The following is an 8,747-nucleotide window of genomic DNA, read 5'->3' on the forward strand; positions in this document are numbered from 1 at the left end:
GCGCTGCACGGGCCGACAATGTTTCGGAATCGAGCCTGATGATGGAACTCAGGCAGTTCAAGGCCGAAGCGCATTTCCTGATCGCGCTGGCCGATCTGTCCGGCGAGGCCGAAACCGCGCTGACGGTGCGCCGTCTGAGCGACCTGGCGGATGCTTGCACACGCGCCGCCGTCGATTTCCTGCTGCTCGACGCGCACGGGCAGGGCAAGCTCAAGCTGCCCCATCCGGAAGACCCGGCTCGCGGCTCGAGCTGGATTGTGCTCGGCATGGGCAAGCTCGGCGCGCATGAGCTGAATTTTTCCTCCGACATAGACCTCGTCGTCTTCTTCGATCCGGAGGCGCCGGCGGTGGTCGATCCGCTCGATGCGACGGAGCTGTTCTCGCGCCTCACCCGCCGTCTCGTGCGCATCCTGCAGGACCGCACCGAGCATGGCTATGTCTTCCGCACCGATCTGAGGTTGCGCCCCGATCCCGGCTCGACCCCGCTGGCGATCCCGGTCGAGGCGGCGCTTCGTTATTATGAGGCCCGCGGCCAGAACTGGGAGCGCGCCGCCATGATCAAGGCGCGGCCGGTGGCCGGAGACCTTGCCTCGGGCTCGGCCTTCCTCAAGGAATTGCAGCCCTATGTCTGGCGGAAATACATGGATTACGCCGCGATCGCCGACGTCCATTCGATCAAGCGCCAGATCCATGCCCACAAGGGCCACGGCGAGATCGCGGTGAAAGGCCATAACGTCAAGCTCGGCCGCGGCGGCATCCGCGAGATCGAGTTCTTCGTCCAGACGCAGCAGCTGATTGCCGGCGGCCGCTTCCCGGAACTGCGGGGCCGCGAAACGGTGCCGATGCTGGACGCGCTCGCCGCACGCGGCTGGATCACCGCCGATGCGCGCGATGCGCTCACCCGACAATACTGGTTCCTGCGCCGTGTCGAGCATGCCGTCCAGATGGTGGCCGACGAGCAGACACATGTCCTGCCGGAAGAGGACGAGGAACTGGAGCGTATCGCGCTGATGCTCGGCTTCACCGGCGAGGCGGAATTCGCGGAAGCTTTCCGCGCCTCGCTGCAGCAGGTCGAGCGCCATTATGCGGCGCTGTTCGAGACGGCACCCGAACTGTCGGCCGGCGTCGGCAATCTGGTCTTCACCGGTGATGTCGACGATCCCGACACGCTGCAGACCTTGCATCGCCTCGGCTTTCAGCGGCCGAGCGACATCTGCCGTGTCATTCGCGGCTGGCATTTCGGCCGATACCGCGTCACCCAGTCGGCGGAGGCGCGCGAGCGGCTGACGGAACTGACGCCGGCGCTGCTGAAAGCCTTCGGCCAGACGCGCCGCGCCGACGAGGCGCTGATCCGCTTCGACGAGTTCCTCGCCGGCCTGCCGGCTGGCATCCAGCTCTTCTCGCTTTTGCAGTCCAATCCGGCACTGCTCAAGCTGATGGCGACGATCATGGGCGCCGCTCCGCGGCTCGCCGCCATCATCACGCGCCGCCCGCATGTGTTCGACGGTCTGCTCGATCCGGCGTTGCTCGCGGAACTGCCCGACCGCGCCTACCTCTCGGCGCGGCTTGCGGCCTTCATCGAGGGCGACCGCGCCTATGAGGATGTGCTTGACCGGCTGCGTATCTTCGCCTCCGAGCAGAAATTCCTGATCGGCGTGCGGCTGCTTGCGGGCTCCATCGATCCCGGGCGCGCCGGTCGCGCCTTCTCCGACCTGGCCGACCTCACGATCGAAGCGGCGCTCAACGCAGTCATCGCCGAGTTCGCGTTGCGCCATGGCAGGATTGCCGGGGGCAGGGTCGCGCTCCTCGGCATGGGCAAGCTGGGCAGCCGCGAGCTCACTGCCGGCTCGGATGTCGATCTGATCCTGCTTTATGACCACGATGCGGATGCGGAAGACTCCGATGGCGAGAAGCCGCTGGCGCCCTCACACTACTACACCCGCATGACGCAGCGGCTGATCGCCGCCGTCTCGGCGCCGACGGCCGAAGGCGTCCTGTATGAGCTCGACCTTCGCTTGCGCCCCTCCGGCAACAAGGGGCCCGTCGCCACCCATGTCGACGCCTATAAGAAATATCAGCGGCAGGATGCCTGGACCTGGGAGCATATGGCGCTGGCACGAGCACGCGCCATCGGCGGTGACGCAGCGCTTTGCGCCGAGGTCGAAGACGAGGTTGCGGCGGTTCTTGCCCAGCCGCGCGACGGCGCCAAGGTGAAGGCGGATGCCTCCGAGATGCGGGCGCTGATCGACACGGAAAAGCCGCCGCGCGATCTCTGGGACATCAAGCTGATCCCCGGCGGCCTGATCGACCTTGAATTCATCGCCCAGGTCGCGGTCATCACCGGCGCGGTCGAGGCTGGTAGGCGGGCAACCGCGACGGCGGAAGTGCTGGCGCGGCTGGCCCCCGGTTACGCGGCGCCTGATGTTCGGCAGGAGCTTTGCGAGGCCTGGAGGCTCTATCTCGCGCTGACCCAGATGATCAGGCTCTGCCTTACCGGCGAGTTCCAGCGCGACGATGTTCCGCCTGGGCTTTCTGATCTGCTTCTGGCGGCCACCGACCTGCCGGATTTCGGTGTGCTCGAAGCACATCTCAAGGAGACGTCGCGAAAGATTCGGAAGGATTTCGACCTTCTGCTTCGCGCGGGAGCGTCGATCTCGCGAGGGTAATCCACGCGTCATTCCTTGACGCCGGCGTTTCGAATTTCAGCGCGCCAGCTAAGCCGCCACCTTGACCATGGGCGGCGCCTTCTTCAGCGGGATGCGCACCGAAACGATGGTGCCGACGCCTTCGGTGGAGCGAATCTTCAGCGCGCCCCCCTGCAGTTCGGCGAGCGAACGCGAGATGGCGAGGCCCAGGCCGGAACCGGTGTGGTTCTTGGAGAACTGGTTTTGCACCTGCTCGAACGGCCGCCCGAGCTTGCTCAGCGCCTGCTTCGGGATACCGCAGCCATTGTCCTCGATGGTGAGCACCAGCGCGCCTGAGGCGCTGCGCGCCCTGACCGTGATCTTGCCGCCCTGTCCGGTGAACTTCACCGCGTTGGAGAGCAGATTGATTGCGATCTGCTTGATCGCGCGGCGGTCGGCGTAGAGCCGCATCGCATCGGCGATGCGCGTCTCTACCGTGATCGACTTCTCCGCCGCCTGCAGCGAGATGACGCGAACCGTTTCCCTGATCAGCGGGCAGAGGTCGATTTCCTCGCGGTCAAGCGAGAACTGGCCGGCCTCGATCTTCGACATGTCGAGAATGTCGTTGATGACGCCGAGCAGGTATTTGCCGCTGCCGTTGATGTCGCTGGCATATTCCTCGTAGCGCTCCGAACCCAGCGGTCCGAACAGGCCTTGCTGCATCAGCTCGGAGAAGCCGATTATGGCGTTGAGCGGTGTGCGCAGTTCATGCGACATATTGGCGAGGAATTCGGACTTCGCCCGGTTGGCGGCCTCGGCGCGCTCGGTTTCCTTCATGTATTTGCGATTGAGCTCGACAAGCTCCTTGGCGCGTTCCTCCTCGGCCCGGCGGGCGAGGCTAAGATCGTGGATGGTCGCCATCAGGCGGCGCTCGCTGTCGACCAGCTTTTCCTGATGCAGCTTGATCTGGGTGATGTCGGAGCCGACCGAGACGATGCCGCCGTCTCTGGTCCTGAGCTCGTTGACCTGCAGCCAGCGTCCGTCGGCGAGCTGGCGCTCCAGCGTCACACCGCCATGCGGCCCGTTGGCGTTGGCCAGCCTGCGCTCCGAGGCGAAGGCGAGCATGCGCTCCTCCAGCATGTCGCGGGTTGCGCCCGGCATCACGTCGCGGTCCGAGAGCCCGTTGTCCTGCTGGAATTTGGAGTTGCACATGATCAGCCGTTCGGCGGCATCCCATAGCACGAAGGATTCGTTGATGTTCTCGATCGCCGTGCGCAGCCGCATGTCCGCCGCTTCCGAGCGCAGCGCGAGATGCCGCTGCTCGGTGACGTCGACGGCGATGCCGATCAGCTGGATCTCGGGCGCTTCCGGGTCGATCACCTGGGCGCGGGCGCGCATCCACACCCACTGCCCGTCGGCGTGGCGCATGCGAAACACCTGGTCGATATGGTCGATCTCGCGCTCGACGATGCGATTGGCGAGCTCGAAGAGGTCGCCGTCGTCGGGATGGATGATCTCGTCGACCTCGCCGAAGGACAGCATCGTATCGCAGGGCTCGTAGCCCAGCATGTCGTACATCGAGCGCGACCAGTACATCTTGCCGCGCACCATGTCCCAGTCCCACAACCCGCAGCGGCCGCGCACCAGTGCCATGTCGATGCGCTGATGCGCTTCGAGATAGATGCGGTCGGCCGCCTGGGCGCGCGCCGCCTGGCCGAAATAGGCGTAAAGGATGACGATCAGCACGCCGGCCGTCAGCACGAACAACGTGACGTTGAGCGACACCGTCTTGCGCCAGCTGTCGAACACCGCCTCCTTGGGCACCAGCACCGCCGCGGCGTTCTTTCGGTCGCCGGTGAGGCTGACGGCGGCGAACCAGTCCTTGCCGCCGATGCTGACATCCATAACGCCGGCGCGGTCGCCGAACATGAACAGCGGCTGGCCGCCGAGCACGAGGCTGTCCAGCGAGCGTCCCTGCCAGCCGGTCGACAATGGCGATACCGCGACGATCTTGAAAGCGCCGTCGGTGATGGCCAGCACGTGGCTGCGACCCATGGCGCCCTGGCGGCTGGTCTTCTCCAGAAGGTCCGTCGCATTCACGCCGGCTGCGTTCGGGTCGGCCGTAATCGCCTGTGCCATCTGGCCGGCGGCTAACGCCAGCACCGACTTGGCGTCGCGTTCGACCTCGTCGCGGTCGTTCACCAGCGACAGGAAGCGCAGTGCGGCGATGACGATCAGGAAGATGATGATCAGTGCGGGGATGGAGCGGCGCAGCAGCGGTTCCGCCGCCAGCAGCCGCTGGTAGGCGGGTTCGGCGATCAGACGCGCATTGCCGGCAGGCCCGCCGCTCCTTGCCTCGCGACGCGCAAAAGCTCTCCCTCCGGGCGCGCCCCACGCGTCCGTCTTGGCCATAAATGGCACTCCCCGATTTGCCGCATACTTGACGATCCGGCTACGCCGCACGTCCGAATCGTCAATAAGGAATCAAAGGTGATTCGCCTTGTCCAGAGGCGCGGCCAAAAAAGATTAAAAGTTGATTGAAATTCGTCGAAACTGCTGATCTCCCCCACGAGGGGGGAGATTTGCTAATCACACCAGCGTCCGCTCCACGATGTCGCGCAAGTCGGCCGACAGGTTGTCGGCGTTCGCGATCTGCAGCAGTGCCTGCCTTGCCTTGTTCTGCCGGACCGGTTCCAGCGAGCGCCAGGACCTGAGCGCCGTCGCCAGCCGTGCTGCCACTTGCGGGTTGCGCTTCTCGACCTCCAGCACGGTCTCGGCGAAGAAGCGGTAGCCTTGGCCGCCGGAAAGATGGAAGCCGGTCTGGTTGGCGCTGGAGAAGGTGCCGATCAGCGAGCGCACCCGGTTCGGATTTGCGATCGAGAAGGCAGGGTGCTGCATCAGCGCGCGCACGTTTTCGACGGTCAGCGGTCCCGGCACTCCGGCCTGGATCTGGAACCATTTGTCGAGCACCAGCGCATCGCCGCGGTATCTCATCTCGAAGGCCGACAGTGCCTCCTCCGCTTGCGCGGAGCCGGCATGACGGTGCGCCAGCACGGTCAGCGCCGCGGCGCGGTCGGTCATGTTGGTGGCGGCGTTGAAATGCCGCGCGGCAAGCGCCGCGCCATCGGGCAGGAGCGACAGGTAATCGAGCAGGATGTTGCGCAGCGCGCGGCGCCCAGCGCTTGCCGAGTCGGGCGTGAACGGACCGTTGTCGGCCAGGCTGGCGTAAAGGGCCGAGAAGATCTCGCGATTCGCCATGGCAATCGTCCGCGCCAGCGCCTCGCGGGCGACGAAAATGGCGTCGGGATCGATGCCCTGGCCGATGTCGCGCGCAATATCGGCCTCGCCGGGCAGCGACAGAGCCAGCGCCCGGTAGGCCGGCTCCAGCGTCTCGTCGCGGGCAATGCTTCCGGCAAGCTCGGCGAGCTTTGCGTCGAAGGCCGACTCTTTGCCGCCCAGCAGCTGGCGGAACGCCGCTATGAGCGCGTCGGTGAGCAGCGTGTTGAAGGCCTGCCAGCGCGAGAAAGGATCGCTGTCATGGCTGGCCAGGAAGAACTGGTCGTCGGCCTTCTGCTGCACCGAGAGCGTGATCGGCGCCGAGAAGCCGCGGTTGAGCGACACCGAAGGCCGCTCCGAAACCCCCGAGAAGCGCACCGTGTGCCGCCGCTTTCGGACATGGATGATGCCGTCCTCGACGGTGGCGCCATCGACGGCTGTCCAGGCGACAGGCTTGCCGCCGGCGCCGACCAGGCCGAAGGCGAGGGGAATATGCATCAGTCGCTTGCGGCTTTCCGACGGCGTCGGCGGCACCGACTGTTCGATCTCCAGCGTGAATGCCTTGGCCGCCGCATTGTAGGAGGAACTCACCGTCAGGTTCGGTGTGCCGGCCTGATGGTACCAGAGCGCGAACTGCCCGAGGTCTCGGCCCGAGACGTCCTCGAACACTTTGAGGAAGTCCTCGATCGTCGCCGCTTCGCCGTCATGCCGCTCGAAATAGAGGTCCATACCGGCTCGGAAGGTTTCCGCTCCGAGGATGGTGCGGATCATGCGCACCACTTCCGAGCCCTTCTCGTAGACTGTTGCCGTGTAGAAGTTGTTGATCTCGCGGTAGCGGCGCGGCCTGACCGGATGCGCCAATGGTCCCTGGTCCTCGGGGAACTGATGCGCGCGCAGCGTGCGCACCTCGGCGATGCGCTTTACCGCGCGCGAGCGCTGGTCGGCCGAGAATTCGTGGTCGCGGTAAACCGTCAGCCCTTCCTTCAGGCAGAGCTGGAACCAGTCGCGGCAAGTGATTCTGTTGCCTGTCCAATTGTGGAAATATTCATGCGCGATGATCGCCTCGATATTGGCGAAATCGGCATCGGTCGCCGTCTCCTCGTCGGCCAGCACATATTTGTCGTTGAAGATGTTGAGGCCCTTGTTCTCCATGGCGCCCATGTTGAAGTCTGACACGGCGACGATGTTGAAGACGTCGAGGTCGTATTCGCGGCCGAAGACCTCCTCGTCCCATTTCATCGAGCGCTTCAGCGCATCCATCGCGTAGCCGGCGAGCCGCTCCTTGCCGGGCTCGACATAGATGCCGAGCTCGACCTTGCGGCCGGATAGGGTGGTGAAGCTTCCCGCGACCTTGCCGAGCGCGCCAGCCACCAGCGCAAAGAGATAGGAAGGCTTCGGGAAGGGGTCGTGCCAGACGGCATAGTGCCGGCCATCCGCGAGCGCCCTGCTTTCTACGGGGTTGCCGTTGGACAGCAGCAGCGGCGCCTCGTTGTGCGGCGCCTCGATGCGCACGGTGTAGACCGAGAGGACGTCTGGACGATCGAGGAAATAGGTAATGCGGCGAAACCCCTCCGCCTCGCATTGGGTGCAATAGACATTGTTGGAGCGATAAAGGCCCATCAGCGCCTCGTTGCTGGACGGCGCGATCTCGGTCTCGAGACGAAGCTCGAAGCGCCGTGCCGCCGGCGGCGTCGGAATGATCAGCTGGTCGGGCGTAGCCTGATAGTCGGCTTCCGGGAGTACCTGCCCGTCGATGGCAACGCTGAGCAGCTTCAGCCCGTCGCCGTCGAGTGCCAGCTGCGTAGAAGCGGCGACCCCCTGGCGTCGCTCGACGGTGAGCACGGCAGTGACGCGGGTGGCATCCGGAGACAGACGGAAATCGAGGCTGGTCCGCGGAATGAGATAGTCGCTGGGGCGGTAGTCTTCGAGCTTGAAGACATGGCCGGTATCTGTGCGCATTCCGTCGTTTTTCCTATCAATTCGGGTGGGCAGTAGGCTTTGCTGGTGAGGGAATTCTAAAGTCCGCGCTCTTTACACCAAACGGTCACTCGACAAAACTGCGCCAAGGTCTATTTCTGGGCTTCGTTTTCCGACCATCGTCACGAGGCAAGATGACCGTCGATCATGCCGTCGGCCACAATATGCTGCGCGGCATTGCGCTGAAGATTGTCTCCGTGGCGGTCTTTGTCGGCATGCAGACCTGTATCAAGGCGGCCGGCGCCGTGCCCGCCGGACAGATCGTCTTCTTCCGCTCCTTCTTTGCCATCTTGCCGATCATCGCCTTTCTGGCCTTCAAGGGCCAGCTCGCCACCGCATTCACCACGAAACGGCCGTTCAACCACATCGCGCGCGGCGTCGTCGGCGTCGGCGCTATGGGGCTCGGCTTCTTCGCGCTGACCAGGTTGCCACTTCCCGAAGCGATCACGCTGAATTATGCCCAGCCGCTGCTGGTCGTGGTGTTCTCTTCGATCTTCCTGGGCGAGACGATCCGCGTCTATCGCTGGAGCGCGGTCGCCTTCGGCCTCGTCGGCGTGTTGATCGTTTCCTGGCCGGAACTGACGCTGTTGCATTCCGACGAGGCGCTCGACGACCAGGAGGTGCTTGGCGTCATGGCGGCGCTGATCGCCGCGGCGATCTCGGCCGTCGCCATGCTTCTGGTACGCAATCTCGTGCAGACCGAGAAGACGGCGACCATCGTGCTGTGGTTTTCCTCGACGGCGAGCGTGCTGGCGCTGCTCACCCTGCCTTTCGGCTGGCAGATGCTGACGCCGATGCAAGCCGCGCTGCTTGTCATGGCCGGCTTCTGCGGCGGGCTCGGTCAGATCCTGATGACCGCCGCCTACCGCC

The 8,747-nt window shown here is 64.8% G+C and carries 4 protein-coding genes; 2 read left to right on the forward strand and 2 right to left on the reverse strand.

Annotation, left to right across the window (positions count from 1 at the left end; translation table 11 throughout):
* The coding region (locus tag EOA75_RS23970; RefSeq protein ID WP_127325335.1) for a bifunctional [glutamine synthetase] adenylyltransferase/[glutamine synthetase]-adenylyl-L-tyrosine phosphorylase at positions 1–2,666 on the forward strand (2,666 nt) is incomplete at its 5' end.
* A 48-nt stretch (positions 2,667–2,714) separates the two neighbouring features.
* Here the strand turns inward: EOA75_RS23970 and EOA75_RS23975 are convergent.
* Positions 2,715–5,036 carry a PAS domain-containing sensor histidine kinase gene (locus tag EOA75_RS23975; RefSeq protein WP_127215815.1) on the reverse strand — a complete coding sequence of 774 codons (2,322 nt, stop codon included), beginning with the start codon at positions 5,034–5,036 and terminating at the stop codon, positions 2,715–2,717.
* A gap of 177 nt (positions 5,037–5,213) precedes the next feature.
* Entirely contained in the window at positions 5,214–7,859 is a 2,646-nt protein-coding gene (pepN, locus tag EOA75_RS23980; RefSeq protein ID WP_127215814.1) for an aminopeptidase N, read from the reverse strand.
* A gap of 152 nt (positions 7,860–8,011) precedes the next feature.
* Between pepN and EOA75_RS23985 the strand changes: the two genes are divergently transcribed.
* A partial coding sequence (locus EOA75_RS23985) for a DMT family transporter (RefSeq protein WP_164747526.1) occupies positions 8,012–8,747 on the forward strand: 736 nt, incomplete at its 3' end.

This window comes from Mesorhizobium sp. M1A.F.Ca.IN.022.07.1.1, from assembly GCF_003997575.1.
GTDB lineage: Bacteria > Pseudomonadota > Alphaproteobacteria > Rhizobiales > Rhizobiaceae > Mesorhizobium.